We start from the raw sequence: 17275 nt of genomic DNA on the forward strand, positions 1-17275 counted from the left end.
CGCGACGACAATCCCAATCGACGAGACGAGTTTCATGACGCAGCGATACGACCTGGTCATCGCCGGTGGCGGACCATCGGGCTCGGCCGCCGCGTGGCAGGCCTCGCAAACCGGCGCGAAGGTAGTGGTCCTGGACAAGGCCGAGTTCCCCCGCGACAAACCCTGCGGGGACGGCCTGACCGCGCGCGCGGTCAGCTACCTGCAGAAGATGGGCCTGGCCGACGAGGTCGCCAAGTTCCATCGGGTCAACCGCGTCACGGTGTTCAGCCCCAGCCAGTGGGAGCTGTCCTTCCCCCGCCGCCCCGGCATGCCCGACCACGGCCACACCGTGAGCCGTACCGAACTGGACACGCTGCTGCTCAAGCACGCCGAGTCCGCGGGCGCCGAGGTGCGCCAGTCCGCGGAGGTGACGGCGCCGATCCTGGAGAACGGCCGGGTGGTGGGCGTGACGCTGCGCAGCGGCGAGAAGGTGTACGGCGACGCCGTGATCGCCGCCGACGGCGCCTACTCCCCGATCAAGCGCGCGCTGAAGATCGACTCTGAGTACAACGGCTACTCGGCGATCGCGATCCGCTCCGAGATGTATGCCAACCGGCCCGACTCCGACAGCCTCGACATCTATCTCAAGCTGGTGTTCCAGGGCGACCAGCTGCCCGGATACGGCTGGGTGTTCCCGATGGGCAGCGGCCGGTTCAACATCGGGCTGGGCTATGTCAACAGCTACAAGAACTGGCAGTCGATCAACGCCACCCAGTTCCTCGGCGAGTTCCTGCGCACGCTGCCCCCGGAATGGGAGCTGCCGCCGATCGAGGAGCTGAAGAAGAACAAGAGCGTCCGCGCGTGGCGGCTGCCGATGGGATTCACGGCGTGGCCACCATGGCGGCCCGGGGTGCTGTTCACCGGCGATTCACTGGGCGCGGGCAAGCCGGCCTCGGGTGCGGGTATCTCCAAGGCGCTCGAATCCGGCTTGGCCGCAGGCGAATGCGCGATCGCCGCGCTGACCAACGGCGGACCCGACGACTTCACCAACTACGCGCAGCGGATGGAAGCGGCGTGGGGCAGGGAGTACCGGCGCGGCCGCTACTTCCACAAGCTGCTCGGCTATCCGAGGGTCGCCAACGCCGGTATCAAGCTCATCGACAACGCCGCGTTCCGCGATCGGATGCTCAAGGCGCTGTACAAGAAGGCCCAGGGGCCCCAGCACACGGTCAAAAACGGCTAGGCCGGCTGCAGCGCCAAGCTGACCTCGCAGGAGCCCGCAGTGGCGTCGGGGGTGACGGCCGCGTGGTAGCGGGCGCCGATCACGTCGACGTTGCGGTCGATGACCTCCTGGATCAGGCCCTGCTGCATCCCGCGCACCACCTCCGGTGCCGTCGCGGCCACCTCGGCCAGCGGGCATGTGCAGATCTGCACGATCACCTCGCCGAACGAGTTGAACACCGAACGCACCTGAAACCCCAACTCGCCCAACGTCGCAACCACCAGGTCCACGACCGTCGTCTCCTCGCGCCTGCGCGCCGCCCGCACCCGGTGCGCCAGATCCGCGCCGATCCGCAGCGCGCGTTGTTCGCGTTCCTCGACCGTGCCGCCGAGGTGCGCGGCGAACAGCGAGACGATCTCGGCGTAGTCGAGGCTGGGCGCCAGTTCGTAGGTGAGCCGTGGCCGTCCGGCGCGTCCGGCCTTGACCTCGCCGCGACGGACGACGCCCTGGGACTCCAATGCGGTCAGATGAAACCGGGCCGTGGTGACGTGAATGCGTAGTTCGTCAGCGATGTGGCGCGCATCCACGGGCTCGGGCGAGGCCCGCAACAGGCCCAGAACCCGTTGCCGCTGTTGGCCTGCCGAGCGCTGAGGCGGTGCATCGGCCACGTGGTGCTGCACTGGCGTCACGTCAGCGTGTCAGGGTGCGGGCACGACGCCGACCACCGACACCGCGGTCAACGAGTCCCGGTACTTCTGGAAGGTGCGGCGCATGTCGACGACGCGACGGCGAGCGGCCGGCCGGCGGATCAGGTTGCCGACGATTCGCAACGCTCCGAGCGGGCCTTCGTCCGCGAGTACCCGTGTCGGGTTGAGCAGCGCCATCGGGGCGTAGTCGATGGTGACGTCGGTGAAGCCGGCGTCGGTGAGCAGGCGCACCCACTCCCCCGCGGTGAGCGGACGGGCGTTGACCTTGATCGCGCGCGACATGCCGCGACGGATCTCGTCCTTAGTCTCCTGCGCGATGGAGTCCGGCTTGAGGCCGAGTTCGTGGATTGCGTACCGGCCGCCGGGGCGCAGTACCCGGAACGCCTCTTCGACGATCGCCCGCTTGGCCTTGTCGCCCTGCATGGTCAGCATGGCCTCACCGATCACCACGTCGGCGCTGCCCCCCGGCAGCCCGGTCTCGGCGGCGTCGGCGACCACCACCTTGCCGTCGACCGGCGCGACCACCTCGCGCACGGATTCGGTGGCCGCCGCGGTGTCATCCACGCCGACGTAGGACCGCGGCTTTCGGGCGACGATGTCGCGCGCGGTGCGCCCCAGCCCGGGACCGAGTTCGACGACGTCGGCGCCGCCGATTCGCGCGGCGCCCAGCATCCGCGTCGTCAGTTCCAGACCGCCGGGGCGCAACACCCGCTTGCCAAGGCGCGCCAGCAGCCAGTGGCCCGGCAGATCGGCGTCGGACCGCTGGGCGAGCGGAAGCGTTTGCCGCACAGTCATTTTCGGATCGTCCTTTCGACGGTGGCGATCGACGAGATCGCCGAGCGGATGAGCGCACCGACGCCTACCCCGTCGCCCGCGGCCAAGCGCGCGAGCAGACCTCTCAACTTCGACCACTCCAATTTAGAGGAAACTCTTGCGGCTAATGTAAAACGCCGGATCCGATTAGGCAAGCCTTACCTGTTCGAGTGAGGTGCGCCGCCGCTCGCGCAATCCGCAGCGTCCGCGTCCGGCGGGGGCGACACTTACCCAAAGGACCCGATGGGTCGAAAAGGGGGGGAGGTCGCATTGCGCAGCACTGTCGGTGTCGCTGCGGTTCGCGCCGTGTCGGTGATCGCGCTGCTGCTGCTCGGCTATCTCGTCGCGCTGGCGCTGGGCCCGCAGCTGAGAGACCCGGCGCCGGCGTGGTTGCAGTGGTTCGGGCGGCCAGGATCGTGGCAGACCATCGCGCTCGTGGTCGCCGTCCTGGTGCTGCTCGGGATCCTCGTCGTGCGGGCGCAGGGCGTGCGACGCCCGGGTGCCCCGGTGGCGATAGTCGCCGGCCTCGCGCTGATCAGCGCCGTGCTGGGGCTGGCGTCCTACTGGGATTGCCACGACGACGAACACCCGCGCTTCTTTCGCCCGTTGATGTTCACCGCGTCGGTGGTCAAGGGCGGCACCGGCGACCAGTCGCTGAGCGGCCAGACCTGTCCGTCGCCGACCCCGGTAGCGCTGGAGATTGCGCGACTGTCGGCGCTGGCGGCCATCTTCCTGAGCGTGGTCGGCGTGGCGGCGGCGTTGTTCCGCTCGCGGATGGATCGCCTGCGCGTGTACTTCGCCCGATCGATCACCGCGGTGGTGGACGTCGACGACGACACCCTGTCCATGGTCAGCGCGGTCGCCAGGACGATGGACCCCCGCGCCACGCTGGTGCTGATCACCACCAGCCTCGACCATCCCTGCGTGCCCGAGGCCCGCAATCACGGCGCACGAGTCGTCGCGGTGGACTTCGACCGGCCCGACACGCTGAGATCCTTGTCGCTGTGGCGCAAGCTGGACCGGCTGTATCTGCTCTCGGCCGATCCGTCAAGTAATCTGTTGCGGCTGAAGGTCATTGCGGACCGACTGGCTGAAGTGAGCCGTAAACAGCGCTTGCCGTTAATCGTTCGCATCGACGACCCATGGCAGGCCGAGGCGTGGCGGGCCACGCACTTCGGCGGCTCGGACACCAGGTGGGCCGCGGACGCGGTCGGCAAGTACGAGGTGACCGCCCGTCGGTTGCTCGACAGGATCATCTCCACCGACGGGGTGGGCCGCGTCCTGATCTGCGGGACGTCTCGGCTCACGCTGGCGTTGTGTTCGAACATGGCGCAGCGCCAGCTCGAGCGCGACTACTACGCCGCGCCGGACGAGGACCCGTTGCCCCGGCTGGTGCTCGTCGCCGAGAACGCCGAGGCATACGAACAGGATTACGCGATGTCGCGGCGGCGGCTGGGCGTGTCGGCGAGCAGCATGCAGATCCAGACGGTCGCCGAGAAGCCGTCGGTGCCGGTACTTGCGTCGCTGCTCGCCGACAAGGATGCGGGCGGTACCGCGGTGATCCTCGTCGACCGGGACGGGTCGACGACGTCGTCCATCGACACGACCACCGGCACCCGACTGGCCGCCCGGTTTCCCACCACGCCGATCTACGCGTGGGATGCGTCGGCCCAGGTCACCGAAGACCGGCTGTCACTGATCGGCAAGCTGCGCACCTACCGGCTGAGCATGGACCTGCCGGAGGGGCAGGCCCAGGACGCCTGGGAGCGAGCCGCGCGGCTGATCCACGATCGCTACGCCGCCGAGTCCGGCCATCGCAGCGCCGGCACCCGTCCGTGGGCTGAGCTCGACGAGTTCTATCGGGAGTCCAATCGGCGTCAGGTCCGCAACGCCCTGTGGATGGTCGAGCAGATCGGTGGTCACACGTGGAACGCGTGGAATGACACATCCGACAAGGCCGAAACGCCCAACCTTCGCGGGTTGCCGCCGCTGGATCAGCTGCGGCTGTTGGGATTCGAGCGCGATGAGGCGATCGCGATGGCTCGTGCCGAACACGAGGACTGGTGCCGCTACTACCGTGCGTCCGGCTGGCGGTACGGCCCGACGCGCGACGATGCCCGCAAGATCCACGACAAACTGGTCGATTGGGCCAGCATCGAAGCGGATCCGGACCTGCTCAACGCCGCGCTGGGCAGCCTGGCGGCCACCCTGTCGAAGCTTCGCGAGCTGGGATACCGGTCCCGTCCCGCGCGAGACCGACACGAATGGCAGCGGTTTCGCCGCATCGGTCACGTCGTCGCCGAGCAGCGCGACGTCGCGTGGACGTGGAAGACCACGTCGGGCGAGACCATGCGCGCCGAGGCAGGCGATTGGGCCGTGCGCGACGTCGACGGCGGCGAGTACTGGTCGGTGCGCGACGACATCTTCCGCGCCACCTACCAACATGTCGAGGGCGACCGTTGGCAGCGACGCGGCACCGTACGCGCCCGACGCGCCGAGGACGGCGAAACCGTCGCCACACTCGAGGGTTCCGTCCGCCCCGCGTCCGGCGACTGGGTGGTGCGGGGCGACCAAGGCGAACAGTGGGTGGTGCCGGGCGAGCAGTTCACCCGCCGCTATGACGGACCCCTCACCGAATCGCGCGTGGCGGTGGGATCCGCTGAATCACGGCCGCTGACAATCGAATGAAGGTGAGACACATGGGATTACCCCGTAGCAAGTGCGTTACCACGATATTCGCCGCCGCGGCAGCGGCCACGGCGCTGGTGGCCGGCCCGCCGCCCGACGCGCACGCCGAGCTGATCGGTTTCACGTCGCCGTCGGGCAACATCGGTTGCATGATGGACGCGTCGCAGGTGCGCTGTGATATTCGCGAACGCGATTGGGCGCCGCCGCCTCCGCCGCCGGACTGCCCCTACGACTACGGGCAGGGGCTGAGTCTGCATGCCGGTGGCACAGCCACGTTCGTCTGCGCCGGGGACACCGCGCTGGCCGGCGGCGGCCCGTTGGCATACGGCCAGTCACACACCGACGGCGTACTGCGTTGCGACAGTGCGATGTCGGGCATCACCTGCCGCGATGTCGAGACCGGGCGCGGTTTTTCGATCAGCCGCGAGGGCTACCGGTTCTTCTGACCTACTTCGCGCAGATCGGCTCGGCGTCCTCGAGGCCGTAGCGGTCCTTTTCGGCGTCGGTGAGATCGCGCTGATGGACCGCACATCCCTCGGCGATCCAATCGGTCGGATCCAGGGAGAACCGGATCAGGCGGCGGTCGGCGACCGAAGCGGTGAACGCCACATCCCGACCGAGGGCCAGGCTGGGCTCCAACGTAAAGCCGGAGCCGGCGCCGCGGTCCACCGCGGTGAGCGGTCGATCCGACAACCTGGTTCGACTCGCCAGATCCCAGAAGATGATGCTGCCATCCTGGGACACGGCGGCCAGTTCGCCGTTGCCGCGAAACGCGACATCGGTCACCCGATCGGCCACCCGCAGATCGTCTCCGGTCGGCTCGCCGGACTCGACGTCGAACAACCGCACCGGACCGCTCCACAGGCTCACCGCGATCGTGCCACCGTCGGGCGCGATCGCCAACGACCGCACCTGCTCGCGCTTCATCTCCACGCTGGTGTTGGTGCCGTCGGCAAGCCGATAGATGACCAGTTCGTTAGAGCCGCCGATGATCAGACGCGATCCGTCCGGAGTGAACGCCAAGCCCCAGGCCAATGGCGGGCCGGCGATTTCGCCCTCTTCGACGAGCTTGGTGTCGTCCAACCGCCATAACCGCACGGGCGCGGCGTCGAACGACTGGGCATCGGCGTTCATCCATCGCGTCGCCACCGTGACGCCGTCGGGTGAGACCGCAAGCTGACTTGCCGGCTCGCCTGGCGCGACCCGGGTCGCGGTGGGTGCCTCCGCGATGCCGTCCCACACCACCACCTCCCCCTCGCTGGTGCTGGCCAACACGCGGCCGCCGTCGGGAGTGAAGACAACCTGGTCGATCACGCCGTCGACGGTCACCGACGGGCCGTTCGGATCCGGCTCGGCCACGTCGGTGAGGGTCAGCGCGGTGACCAGCTGGCCGGGTGTGCTTTCGCCGGATGACGAAGCCTCGGCAACGGCGCGGACGACGGCAAGGCGGTCGCCTGCGGGTGAAATCGCGACGGCCACCGCGTCGGTCCAGCCCTCGACCGGCTGGGCCAGGGGGCGGCGTTGGCCGTCGCCGTAGTCGAGAAGTAAGGCCCCGCCTGCGGTTCCACCGGTGATGCCGCGCCAAGAGTTGGCCGGGTCCCATGCCACCGCGGTGGCGGCCTGTTCGTCGACCCGCACCGGGGGCAGCGGCGGCGAACCGGTGAGGTGGTTCCAGTAGATGATGAAGCCGTCCTCGGACACCGAGGCCACCGAGCCGGCCTCCGGGTTCTCGCCCGTCGCGGCGAGCCCGGTGATCTCGTCGGGGTGAAGTTCGTTGAGGCCGGCAGCGGTCGGCGTTCCGTCGGCGCCATTCCAGAAGCCCACGGTGCCGTCGCTGCTGCCCGTGACGACAGTTCCGTCGTCGACGACGGTGAGAGCCGATACTCGACTGCCGATTTCACCGACTTCGACCTTCTCCCACACCGGTCGCTGAGGCATTGCGGGATCGAACCGTCGCAGCGCCCCGTCGCCGCCGGCGGTGACGAGCCCGCCGTCGGGCGTCCACGCCAGCGCACTGACCGCTGTCATGGTGTTAGCGGCGCGTTCGACGACGGGGAACGTCGCCGAGGGCTCGGACCCGCCCGCGTCCCATACGATGACCGCGCCCCCAGCGGTGCCGGCGGCGATCCGGCCGGTCGATGGCGCCACAGCCAACGCGGTGACCGCATCCTCGGTAGTTCGCATCTCCGAGACCCGCAGATCGCCGTCGAGTGTGGCGACGACGCCGCTGCCGGCAACAACCACGGCATCGGAGCCGGCCCTGGCGGGGGCGATCGCGACCACCTCATCGACGAGTTGGCCGTCGATCCTGCCGAGTTCGGTTCCGCTGGTGAAACTTTGGGAGATGATCTCGCCGTCCGTCGTGCCAATCCAGATCCGATCGGCGGCGTCCGAGATGGCGACCCCGGTCACCGGTGCATCGACGAGGATGCGGCGCGTGAACTCCGGGAGGTTGGCCACCGAGGTGAGCAGAGCACCCTCGGTCTGCACGTTGGGGTACAGCCGGTACCCGTGCGCGGCGAGGAGGAAAGCCAGGTCGGGACGCTCGAGTTCGGTGCTGCTCTGTGCCGCCAGCCGCTGCGCTTCGGCCTGAATCCGGCGTTGCTCGGCCTGGTTCGCGTTGTAGACGGCGACTCCGGCGGCCGTGACGGCCGCGACGGTCAACACGGCCAGCGACGCCACCGCGGACCAGGCGATGCGCTTGGTACGGCGGTGCTGGCGGACGTCCTCACCCTCGATCTCGTCTTTGGTGCGGCCGTGCAGCGGTGCGGCCACCTCGGCCACCCCGTTGCGGAACTGGCTGTTGCGCAGGTCGAGCTGGTCGACGTCATGCGCCCAGCGCAGGTCCAGATGGCGGGGCTCGTCGCTGAACACCCCCCGCAGGGCGGGCGGCACCGCGTCGGAGTCGTCGGTGAAATCGCCCTTCGCGGGATCCCATTCCCAATGGCCGTCGGTGACGACAGGCAGGATCCGGTCGACTGACCGATGCGCCTTCCAGTGCTCGATCTCCCGATTGACCCACACCGATGCCGCGGCCTGCGGCGACGTGAGCAGCAGAAACCACTCCGCGTCGTCGAGCGCGCGGACGATCGCATTCCACAAGTGCGGGTCAACCGACAGGCCCGTTTCGTCCCGGAACACCTCCAGCGACCGGCGCCGGTACCAGGGTTTGGCCAGACGCTGCAGCGCCCGCTGCAACGCCGGGGCCAGCCGGCCGTCGGCCGCATGCGAGTAGGAGATGAAGGCGTCGTAGCGCATATCGCTCGCATTTCGTGGCCGGGCAAAACACAGTGCCGACGGTGTCGGCAGATGCAGTATGCCCCGCGCCGGTGCCCAGTGTCGGCTTATTGCACGCTCAACCGGCGAACCGCGTGCGATAAGCCAACACTGGGCGTTCGAGCACTACAACATGCAGGAGACGCAGCCCTCGACTTCGGTGCCCTCCAGCGCCATCTGGCGCAGCCGGATGTAGTACAGCGTCTTGATTCCCTTGCGCCAGGCGTAGATCTGGGCCTTGTTGACGTCGCGGGTGGTGGCGGTGTCCTTGAAGAACAGCGTCAACGACAACCCCTGGTCCACGTGTTGCGTTGCGGCGGCATAGGTGTCGATGACCTTCTCGTAGCCGATCTCGTAGGCGTCCTGGAAGTACTCCAGGTTGTCGTTGGTCATGTACGGCGCCGGATAGTAGACCCGCCCGATCTTGCCTTCCTTGCGGATCTCGATCTTGGATGCGATCGGGTGGATCGACGACGTCGAGTGGTTGATGTAACTGATCGATCCCGTCGGCGGCACCGCCTGCAGGTTCTGGTTGTAGATACCGTGCTCCTGCACCGACGCCTTGAGCCGCTTCCAATCCTCTTGGGTCGGAATGCGAATGCCTGCGTCGGCGAACAGCTTGCGGACCTTGTCGGTCTTCGGCTCCCACACCTGGTCGGTGTACTTGTCGAAGAACTCACCGGTGGCGTACTTGGAGCGCTCGAATCCCTTGAAGTGGCTGCCGCGTTCGATCGCGATCTTGTTCGACGCCCGCAATGCGTGATAGCACACGGTGTAGAAGTACATGTTGGTGAAGTCGATGCCCTCTTCGGAGCCGTAGAAGATCCGCTCCCGGGCCAGGTACCCGTGCAGGTTCATCTGCCCGAGCCCGATCGCGTGGGAGTCGTTGTTGCCCTGCTCGATCGACGGCACCGAGGCGATGTGGGTCTGGTCGGAGACGGCCGTCAGCGCCCGGATCGCCACCTCGACGGTCTGCGCGAAGTCCGGCGAGTCCATCGCCTTGGCGATGTTCAGCGAACCGAGGTTGCACGAAATGTCCTTGCCCACATGGGCGTAGGTCAAGTCCTCGTTGAACACCGACGGCGTGGAGACCTGCAGGATCTCCGAGCAGAGGTTGGAATGGGTGATCTTGCCATCAATCGGATTAGCTCGGTTGACGGTGTCCTCGAACATGATGTAGGGGTAGCCCGACTCGAACTGCAGCTCGGCCAGCGTCTGGAAGAACTCGCGCGCCTTGATCTTCGTCTTGCGAATCCGCGCATCGTCGACCATCTCGTAGTACTTCTCGGTCACCGAGATGTCGGCGAACGGCAGCCCGTAGACCCGCTCGACGTCGTACGGCGAGAACAGGTACATGTCTTCGTTCTTCTTGGCCAGCTCGAACGTGATGTCCGGAATCACCACACCCAACGACAGCGTCTTGATCCGGATCTTCTCGTCGGCGTTCTCCCGCTTGGTGTCCAGGAAGCGGTAGATGTCGGGATGGTGGGCGTGCAGATACACCGCACCTGCGCCCTGGCGGGCGCCCAGCTGGTTGGCATAGGAGAACGAATCCTCCAGCAGCTTCATGATCGGGATGACGCCCGAGGACTGGTTCTCGATGTTCTTGATCGGTGCGCCGTGCTCGCGAATGTTGGTCAGCAGCAACGCGACCCCGCCACCGCGCTTGGACAGCTGCAGCGCGGAGTTGATCGAGCGCCCGATGGACTCCATGTTGTCCTCGATGCGCAAGAGGAAGCAGCTCACCGGCTCACCGCGCTGCTTCTTGCCCGAGTTGAGGAACGTCGGGGTGGCCGGCTGGAACCGGCCGTCCATGATCTCGTCGACGAGCTGCTCGGCCAGCTTGGTGTCACCGGCGGCAAGGGTCAACGACACCATCACGACGCGGTCCTCGAAGCGCTCCAGGTACCGCTTGCCGTCGAAGGTCTTCAGCGTGTAGCTGGTGTAGTACTTGAACGCGCCGAGGAACGTCGGAAACCGGAACTTCTTGGCGTACGCCCGGTCGATAAGCGTCTTGACGAAGTTGCGCGAGTACTGGTCGAGCACCTCACGCTCGTAGTAGTTCTGCTGGATCAGGTAGTCGAGCTTCTCGTCGATGTCGTGGAAGAACACCGTGTTCTGGTTGACGTGCTCGCGGAAGAACTGGTGCGCGGCTTCCCGGTCCTTGTCGAACTGAATCTTGCCGTCGGCGTCGTACAGATTCAGCATCGCGTTGAGCGCGTGGTAATCCGTCTCCCCGGGCAGCGTATGGGCGCCGCCTGCGGAGGGGGCGGTGGTTACAGGCTCTGCATCTGTGACGGTTGGTGGCACGTCTGGTCCTTCCAAAAGTCTTCCAAGCCCGCACGGACGGCTTCCACGTCGTCGGGTGTTCCCATGAGTTCAAAGCGGTACAGATACGGCACCCCGCACTTGCGGGACACCACGTCGCCGGCGTAGGCGAATTCCGCGCCGAAGTTGTTGTTACCCGCGGCGATGACGCCGCGGAGCAACGACCGGTTGTGTTCGTTGTTCAAGAACGCGATGACCTGTTTGGGGACATAGCCACCGTCGTTGATGTTGGGTGTGGCGCGCCCACCGCCGTAGGTGGGAAGCACCAGCACGTAAGGTTCGTCGACCTCGATGCGTCCGTGCAGCGGGATCCGGATCGCCGGCAGCCCCAGCTTCTCGACGAAGCGGTGGGTGTTTTCCGACACGCTGGAGAAGTAGACGAGATTGCTCATCATCGACTCCTTCCTGATGTCTTCGGCTACCCGAATTCCCCTATGGTTGCGCCGCGGATGCAGCCGCTATGCCGTTACCGCGACCGCGCCCGCCAGCGCCTTGATGCGGTCGGGCCGAAACCCCGACCAGTGGTCGTTGCCAGCGACGACGACGGGCGCCTGCAGGTAACCCAGCGCCATGACGTAGTCACGGGCCTCGCTGTCGAGGCTGATGTCGACCGTCTCGTAAGCGATGCCCTGCTTGTCGAGCGCCTTGTACGTGGCGTTGCACTGCACGCATGCGGGCTTGGTGTAGACGGTGATCGATGGCTGACTCATCTTCGGTACGGCTCCTCTACAACTGTCACTGCACTGAGACTGGCAACTCGTCGGGTACTACATGTCGCTGTGGTTTCAGCGGCCCGCAGACCTCCGCAATTCCTGGCTGACCGGTTCTCCCTCGCCGGGCTGTCGGGATACCGATCGCGCCGGATTCGGGGGCTCCGGCTGACCCTGAGCGGTACGTGTACCGCGGTGGTCTGTCGGTGCCCGAAACACTACACCTAGTGTCCGACATTGCGAAGAGATACCAGATGTTCTGAATGACATTTTTGAAATTCCCAGGTCGTAAGCCATCGCCCGCCACCCGCTCGGCGTGTCGCATATCACACTGTTGGCGGCGCCGCATCGGATGTCCGTCGTAGCTCTCGGTGTACCACCCGGCACCGACATCCCCGGCGCGCCGGTCCATCGCGCATCCCTCTCAGCAAACCACCGGTTCGCCCCGACGGGCCTGGCCGGCGGTCTTCGCGTGACGTCGGCTAGCCGACCTCGGCGGCCAGCTTTCCGACGATGTCGCGCAGGTTGGCGACCACTTCGGCGTTCTCGCGCGGGTGCTTGTCCGCGAAGGCGGTCGTCTGCACGGACAGCTGCAGATCCTCGAGGACGCGCGCGCCAGCGATCCCGAAGGACTTGCGTGTCTCGGCGTGCGCCCACACCCCGCCGTAGCGACCCAGCGCCGCCCCGGTCACCACGAGGGGCTTGTCCTTCAGCGCGCCCTCGCCGAACGGCCGCGACAACCAGTCGATCGCGTTCTTGAGCACACCCGGGATCGAGCCGTTGTACTCCGGGGTGATGACGAGCGCGGCGTCGGACTCGGCGCCCCTCCGGCGCAGCGCGGCGACCGGCTCGGGAACGGCGTCGTTGTCGATGTCCTCGTTGTAGAAGGGCAGCTCCCCGAGCCGGTCGAAGGTCCCGAGGGTCACCCCGTCCGGCGCGATTTCGGCCGCCAGCTCCGCCAGCTGGCGGTTGATCGAGGCCGCCCGCAGGCTGCCCACCAGCACCAGCACCCTGATGTCCGACATGATCGCGTCCCTTTCGACCGGATCGAAGAATTCTCACACGGCAGAACCGGACCAGGGTCCGATTAATTCCGGCTGACCTAAACTGGTGCGATGGCCGCGCCTCGTCCCCTCAGTGAGCTGCCGGTCACCGACCAAGCGCCGCAGGAGCGGGGCGACGCCGCGCGCAACCGCAGGCTGATCCTCGACGCCGCGCGCCGCCTGATCGCAGAGCGCGGCGCCGACGCGGTCAGCACCGACGACATCGCCGCGGCCGCCGGCGTCGGCAAAGGCACGCTGTTTCGCCGGTTCGGCAGCCGGGCGGGCCTGATGATCGTGCTGCTCGACGAGGACGAGAAGGCCGCGCAGCAGGCGTTCCTGTTCGGGCCGCCCCCGCTGGGCCCCGGCGCGCCGCCGCTGGAGCGGCTGCTGGCCTACGGGCGCAGCCGCCTCGAGTTCGTCCACACCCATCACGCCTTGCTGTCGGATGCCAATCGCGATCCGCAGATGCGGTTCAGTCCGCCGGCCACGCTGCACCACCGCCATGTCCGGGTGTTGTTGGAGGACGCGGGCACCACCGGGGACCTCGACGCGCAGGCCGCGGCGCTGCTCGCGCTGCTCGACGTGGACTACGTACATCACCAACTCACCGAGCGCGGTGCGACGCTGGAGAGCCTCGGTGACGCGTGGGAATCGGTAGCGCGCAAACTGTGTGGGCGATGAACGCTTGCGCGAAGTGGGGGCACCCCCGGCCCGTGGGCCACGGGGACAGACAACACCGATGAAGCGCTGGGTTCTGCACGTCGATCTGGACCAGTTCCAGGCCGCCGTGGAGGTACGCCGTCGCCCCGAGCTCGACGGCCTGCCGATCATCGTCGGCGGCAACGGCATTCCCGACGAGCCACGCAAGGTGGTCACGTGCGCGTCGTATCCGGCGCGCAAGTTCGGAGTGCACGCAGGCATGCCGCTGCGCACCGCCGCGCGCAAGTGCCCGGACGCGACGTTCCTGCCGTTGGATACCGATGCCTACGATGCCGCCTCCGAGGAGGTCATGGAACTGATGCGCGGCTTCGGCCACCCGGTGGAGGTATGGGGTTGGGACGAGGCCTACGTCGGGGCCGAGCTCGACGGCATCGTCGCCGCCGTCGATCTGGCCGAACGGATCCGCGACGTCGTGGCGAGCGAGACCGGCTTGTCGTGTTCGGTGGGCATCAGTGACAACAAGCAACGGGCCAAGGTCGCGACCGGGTTCGGCAAGCCGTCAGGCGTCTATGTGCTCACCGACGAGAACTGGATGGCGGTGATGGGCGACCGCAACGTCGACGCCTTGTGGGGGGTCGGACCCAAAACCGCGAAAAAGCTTGCCACAATGGGGATCACCACGGTCGCCGATCTGGCCGCCACCGATGCGACGACGCTGACGTCGACGTTCGGGCCCACGACCGGTCTGTGGATCCTATTGCTGGCCAAGGGCGGAGGAGACACCGAGGTCAGCGCCACGCCCTGGGTGCCGCGCTCACGCAGCCACGTCATCACCTTCCCGACGGATCTCACGGAGCGTTCCGAAATGGACTCCGCTGTCGCCGATCTCGCGCACCGGACGCTGACCGAGGTGGTCGAACAGCACCGCGTCGTCACTCGGGTGGCCGTGACGGTGCGGACCAAGACCTTCTACACCAGGACGAAGATTCGCAAACTGCCCGCGCCGTCGGTCGACACCGAGACGATCACCGCGACAGCGCTCGACCTGCTGGCCGACTTCGAACTGGATCGGCCGGTACGACTGCTCGGTGTGCGGCTGGAACTGGCGCCTCCGGAAGGCGGGTACTGACCCATGCTGCACACGGTTGCCGTCCGCGGCTATCGGTCGCTTCGCGACATCGTGTTGCCGCTGGCCCGCCTGACCGTGGTCACCGGCGCCAACGGCACCGGCAAGTCGTCGCTGTACCGGGCGCTTCGGCTGCTGGCCGATTGCGGGCGCGGTGAGGTGATCGGTTCACTGGCGCGCGAGGGCGGGCTGGAATCGGTGCTGTGGGCCGGTCCCGAGCAGCTCGGTGTTGCGCGACGCACGGGCCGGGTCGAGGGCACCACCCGGTCCGGGCCGGTCTCGCTGGAACTCGGCTTCGCCTCCGACGATTTCGGCTATCTGGTCGATCTCGGGCTGCCCCAGATGGCCGGGCACAGGTCGTTGTTCGCGCTCGACCCGGAGATCAAACGCGAGGCGGTGTTCGCCGGCCCGGTGATGCGGACCGGCACGACGCTGGTGCGACGCGCCCGCGACTACGCCGAGGCTCGTGTGGAATCGGGCCGGGGGTTCGACAAGCTGTCACAGGCGCTGCCGCCGTTCCGCAGCGTGCTCGCCGAGTACGCCCACCCCGGTGCGCACCCCGAGCTTGCCGCGGTGCGTGATCGCCTGCGCGACTGGCGGTTCTACGACGGTTTCCGGGTCGATGCTTCCGCGCCCTCACGTCAACGCCACGTCGGCACCCGCACGCCCGTGCTGTCCGACGACGGCAGCGACCTGGCCGCGGCCATCCAGACGATCATCGAGGCCGGGCACGACGATCTGCAGCGTGCCGTGGCAGAGGCGTTCGAAGGAGCGACGGTGTCGGTGGCCGTCCACGACGGCCTGTTCGATCTGCAGCTGCACCAGCCCGGCATGTTGCGGCCGTTACGCGCAGCCGAATTGTCCGACGGGACACTGCGATTCCTGCTGTGGGCCGCGGCGTTGTCGAGTCCACGACCGCCGTCCCTGATGGTGCTCAACGAACCGGAGACCTCGTTGCACCCCGACCTGGTGGGTCCGCTGGCGTCGTTGATCCGCGCCGCCTCGAGCACCACGCAGGTCGTCGTCGTCACCCACTCCAAGACGCTGCTGCAGTTCCTGGACACCGTGCCGGTCGCCGACGCTGCCGAGAGCGAAGGGGCCGAAGCCGTGGAGATCGGTCTGTACAAGGACCTCGGCGAAACCCGCGTCGAAGGCCTGGGTCTGCTGACGACGCCGCCGTGGGACTGGGGCAAACGCTAACGCCGCGCCGCGGGGCGCAACGCCTTGGTGAACAACACGTTGGCCTGGCGCATCGCCACGCTGTAGGGCCACCAGGCGAGCCGCTTGAACAGATACAGCGCCCGGATGTCGAACGAGGTGTAGATCAGGAACCGGTTGCGCCGCACCCCTTTCAGGATGCACTCGGCGGCGTGCTCCGGCGAGACCGCGTGCCCGCTGAACCGGTCCGTCCACTTCTTCACCCGCGGGTCCTCACGGTCCACGCCGGCGATCTGAACCGTCTGCACCAGAGGGGTTTTGACCGCCCCGGGAACGACCACCGACACCCCGATGCGGTGTCTGGCCAGATCGAAGCGCAGCACCTCGGACAGGCCGCGCAGGCCGTACTTGCTTGCGCTGTAGGCCGCGTGCCACGGCAGCGCCACCAACCCGGCCGCTGATGACACGTTGACCAGGTGTCCGCCCTGGCCCGCCGCGACCATCGGCGGAAGGAACGCCTCGATGACGTGGATCGGCCCCATCAGGTTGATGTCGATCATCGACTTCCAATGCTGGTGCGTCAGCGTCGACACGGTCCCCCACGCCGACACACCGGCGATGTTCATCACCACGTCCATCGCGGGATGGTCGGCGTGAATGTCTGCGGCGAAGGCCACCACCGCGTCGTGGTCGGAGATGTCGAACGCGCGGTGTTCGGCCACGTGGCCGCCCAACGCCTTCGCGTCTGCCACCGTCTTTTCCAGACCTTCGGCATCACGGTCGGTGAGGAACAGTTCGGCGCCTTCGGCCGCCAGTTTCAGGGCGGTGGCACGACCGATGCCGCTGGCGGCCCCGGTCAGAAGACAACGCTTGCCGGTGAAACCGCTTCGCTGCGCCATGGCGGTGAGGATACCTATGTGCCCGGCTGGTCCTCAGGCAAGTGCTGGCCGCCCCACAGCCCGTACAGCCACAACCGCTCGACGACCGCCACGGCCCGGGCCGGGTCGGCTCCCCGGCCGATGAACGCGCTGTCGTGGGTCAGGGTCATCATCGTCGTCGCCGCCAGCGTCCGCACCAGCGCGGGCAGATCATCGGAGATCGGTTTGGCGTCGGGGTCCTGCTCCACCAGGCTGAGGATCTTGTCGATGATGCCGTCGGCGAAGTCGTCCATCATCTCCCGGATCTGTGCGTCGGTGTTTCGGGCCACCGCACAGGCATGCATGATCGGATCGTTGGTCGCGTAGACCGCCGCGGCGCTGCCGACCATCCGCTTGGCGTAATCGGACAGGGACTCGCCCGGCTCCCTCGGCGCGAAGTTGTGCGTGAGCTTGGCGAGTTCCTCGCTGGCCTCGGCAAGGATCACCGCGAGCACCGCGTACTTGGAATCGAAGTAGAAGTAGAAGCCGGACCTGGCGACGCCGGCGTGTTCGCTGATCGTGCTCACCGACAGGTCGGCGAAGGACCTTTCCTGCAGCAGTTCGCGCACCGCGCGCACAATCGCGTCGCGCTGGCGATCGCCGCGGCTCCGACGTGTCTCCCGTGCTTCGGCCGTCATGGCTTAAGAC

The 17275-nt window shown here is 67.4% G+C and carries 16 protein-coding genes; 7 read left to right on the forward strand and 9 right to left on the reverse strand.

Annotated elements, in window-relative coordinates; all coding sequences use genetic code 11:
• Window positions 1-34 precede the first annotated feature (34 nt).
• The gene (locus G6N28_RS02550) at window positions 35-1222 is read left to right on the forward strand and encodes an NAD(P)/FAD-dependent oxidoreductase (protein WP_163896894.1); all 1188 of its coding nucleotides are present in this window, start codon (window positions 35-37) and stop codon (window positions 1220-1222) included.
• Here G6N28_RS02550 and G6N28_RS02555 read toward each other — a convergent pair.
• Window positions 1219-1881 carry a helix-turn-helix transcriptional regulator gene (locus G6N28_RS02555; RefSeq protein ID WP_235674711.1) on the reverse strand — a complete coding sequence of 221 codons (663 nt, stop codon included), beginning with the start codon at window positions 1879-1881 and terminating at the stop codon, window positions 1219-1221. The two genes, G6N28_RS02550 and G6N28_RS02555, sit on opposite strands and share 4 nt — an antisense overlap.
• 18 nt (window positions 1882-1899) lie before the next feature.
• The gene (locus G6N28_RS02560; RefSeq protein WP_163896895.1) at window positions 1900-2703 is read right to left on the reverse strand and encodes a class I SAM-dependent methyltransferase; all 804 of its coding nucleotides are present in this window, start codon (window positions 2701-2703) and stop codon (window positions 1900-1902) included.
• Window positions 2704-2724: 21 nt separating this feature from the next.
• Here G6N28_RS02560 and G6N28_RS02565 point away from each other — a divergent pair, with 21 nt between their 5' ends.
• The 3 genes from G6N28_RS02565 (at window position 2725) to G6N28_RS02575 (ending at window position 5855) form a co-directional block, all read left to right on the forward strand.
• Window positions 2725-2895 carry a hypothetical protein gene (locus tag G6N28_RS02565; RefSeq protein WP_163896896.1) on the forward strand — a complete coding sequence of 57 codons (171 nt, stop codon included), beginning with the start codon at window positions 2725-2727 and terminating at the stop codon, window positions 2893-2895.
• A 96-nt stretch (window positions 2896-2991) separates the two neighbouring features.
• Entirely contained in the window at window positions 2992-5409 is a 2418-nt protein-coding gene (locus tag G6N28_RS02570; protein WP_235674442.1) for a hypothetical protein, read from the forward strand.
• Window positions 5410-5420: 11 nt separating this feature from the next.
• Entirely contained in the window at window positions 5421-5855 is a 435-nt protein-coding gene (locus G6N28_RS02575) for a DUF6636 domain-containing protein (RefSeq protein WP_235674443.1), read from the forward strand.
• Between the two features lies 1 nt (window position 5856).
• Here the strand turns inward: G6N28_RS02575 and G6N28_RS02580 are convergent, their stop codons facing one another.
• From G6N28_RS02580 to G6N28_RS02600, 5 genes are all read right to left on the reverse strand, one after another.
• A complete protein-coding gene (locus G6N28_RS02580) occupies window positions 5857-8667 on the reverse strand; it encodes a toll/interleukin-1 receptor and WD40 repeat domain-containing protein (protein ID WP_163896897.1) in 2811 nt (936 codons plus the stop codon).
• Between the two features lie 144 nt (window positions 8668-8811).
• Window positions 8812-10995 (reverse strand): class 1b ribonucleoside-diphosphate reductase subunit alpha, encoded by a 2184-nt coding sequence (nrdE, locus tag G6N28_RS02585; RefSeq protein WP_163896898.1) that lies wholly within the window; start codon window positions 10993-10995, stop codon window positions 8812-8814.
• Window positions 10962-11405: a class Ib ribonucleoside-diphosphate reductase assembly flavoprotein NrdI gene (gene nrdI, locus G6N28_RS02590; RefSeq protein WP_046750617.1), complete on the reverse strand. Its 444-nt coding sequence runs from the start codon at window positions 11403-11405 to the stop codon at window positions 10962-10964. The genes nrdE and nrdI overlap by 34 nt, the downstream gene beginning before the upstream one ends.
• A gap of 66 nt (window positions 11406-11471) precedes the next feature.
• Window positions 11472-11723, reverse strand: coding sequence for a redoxin NrdH (locus G6N28_RS02595; protein ID WP_163896899.1), 252 nt, complete (start codon window positions 11721-11723; stop codon window positions 11472-11474).
• 482 nt (window positions 11724-12205) lie between these two features.
• Entirely contained in the window at window positions 12206-12748 is a 543-nt protein-coding gene (locus tag G6N28_RS02600) for an NADPH-dependent FMN reductase (protein ID WP_163896900.1), read from the reverse strand.
• Window positions 12749-12838: 90 nt separating this feature from the next.
• On the opposite strand from G6N28_RS02600, the gene G6N28_RS02605 reads away from it, so the two are divergent.
• From G6N28_RS02605 to G6N28_RS02615, 3 genes are read left to right on the forward strand one after another with little or no spacing between them, the layout of a single operon-like run.
• On the forward strand, window positions 12839-13447 hold the full coding sequence (locus G6N28_RS02605) for a TetR/AcrR family transcriptional regulator (protein WP_163896901.1): 609 nt from the start codon (window positions 12839-12841) through the stop codon (window positions 13445-13447).
• Window positions 13448-13505: 58 nt separating this feature from the next.
• Complete coding sequence (locus tag G6N28_RS02610) at window positions 13506-14555, forward strand: DNA polymerase IV (RefSeq protein WP_163896902.1); 1050 nt, start codon at window positions 13506-13508, stop codon at window positions 14553-14555.
• 3 nt (window positions 14556-14558) lie between these two features.
• Window positions 14559-15752, forward strand: coding sequence for an AAA family ATPase (locus G6N28_RS02615; RefSeq protein WP_163896903.1), 1194 nt, complete (start codon window positions 14559-14561; stop codon window positions 15750-15752).
• Here the strand turns inward: G6N28_RS02615 and G6N28_RS02620 are convergent.
• Together G6N28_RS02620 and G6N28_RS02625 are read right to left on the reverse strand one after the other, a co-directional pair.
• Window positions 15749-16609, reverse strand: coding sequence for an SDR family oxidoreductase (locus G6N28_RS02620; protein WP_163896904.1), 861 nt, complete (start codon window positions 16607-16609; stop codon window positions 15749-15751). The genes G6N28_RS02615 and G6N28_RS02620 overlap by 4 nt on opposite strands.
• A 14-nt stretch (window positions 16610-16623) precedes the next feature.
• A complete protein-coding gene (locus G6N28_RS02625; protein ID WP_163896905.1) occupies window positions 16624-17265 on the reverse strand; it encodes a TetR/AcrR family transcriptional regulator in 642 nt (213 codons plus the stop codon).
• Window positions 17266-17275: the final 10 nt, after the last annotated feature.

The organism is Mycolicibacterium pulveris (assembly GCF_010725725.1).
Taxonomy (GTDB): Bacteria; Actinomycetota; Actinomycetes; order Mycobacteriales; family Mycobacteriaceae; genus Mycobacterium; species Mycobacterium pulveris.